Annotated in this window: 1 protein-coding gene and 1 pseudogene; one reads left to right on the forward strand and one right to left on the reverse strand. The window is 62.4% G+C overall.

All coding sequences use genetic code 11. The features are described 5' to 3' along the window. A pseudogene (locus FEM54_RS33555) lies at window positions 1–90 on the forward strand (substrate-binding domain-containing protein); the annotation flags it as partial. Here FEM54_RS33555 and FEM54_RS33560 read toward each other — a convergent pair. Next, window positions 82–667 (reverse strand): LysR substrate-binding domain-containing protein (locus FEM54_RS33560; protein ID WP_240792843.1); only part of this gene is annotated, 586 nt, incomplete at its 5' end. The pseudogene FEM54_RS33555 and the gene FEM54_RS33560 sit on opposite strands and share 9 nt — an antisense overlap.

The following is a 667-nucleotide window of genomic DNA, read 5'->3' on the forward strand; positions in this document are numbered from 1 at the left end:
GCCCAGGCCAAGGCGTTGCTGCAGTTCCTGGCCTCGCCCGAAGCGCAACCGGTGGTGCAATCCACCGGCCTGGACTCGGTTTCACACTGACCGAAACGGCATCTCGCGCACCAACCGCTCCAACTCCAGCGCCGCTGGCGGCAATGTCCGCCCGCGGCGTTTTATCAAGCCCACATGGCGCATCACCTGCGGCTCGATCAGCGGCACACTCACCAGAATCGGGTGTTCGCAAGCCGGCATCGCAATCGACGGTACCATCGCCACGCCCAGCCCCGCCTCCACCAGCCCGATCATGGTGGTCACGTGGTGGGTCTCGCAGATACTCGGCTTTTTCACCCGCACGCCGCGCAAAGCCTGGTCCAGCAGGAAGCGGTTGCCCGACGTTTTGTCGACGGTGATGTAGTCGTGCTCGTAGGCTTCGGCCCAGCTTACGCTGTCGCGTTCGGCCAACTCATGGTCACGGCGGCAGGCCAGCACATAGCGCTCCTGGAACAGCAACTCGAACTCCACTTCATCGGCCAGGCTGCCGCTGAAACTCACGCCGAAATCCGCCTCACCGCTTTCCACTGCATTGCACACGTCACCGGCGCTGGCATCCAGCACACGCAGGCGAATCTTCGGGTATAGCTTGTGAAATTCGGAGATCACGTGGGGCATGAAGTAATAC

The sequence above is a fragment of the Pseudomonas edaphica genome, assembly GCF_005863185.1.
Taxonomy (GTDB): domain Bacteria; phylum Pseudomonadota; class Gammaproteobacteria; order Pseudomonadales; family Pseudomonadaceae; genus Aquipseudomonas; species Aquipseudomonas edaphica.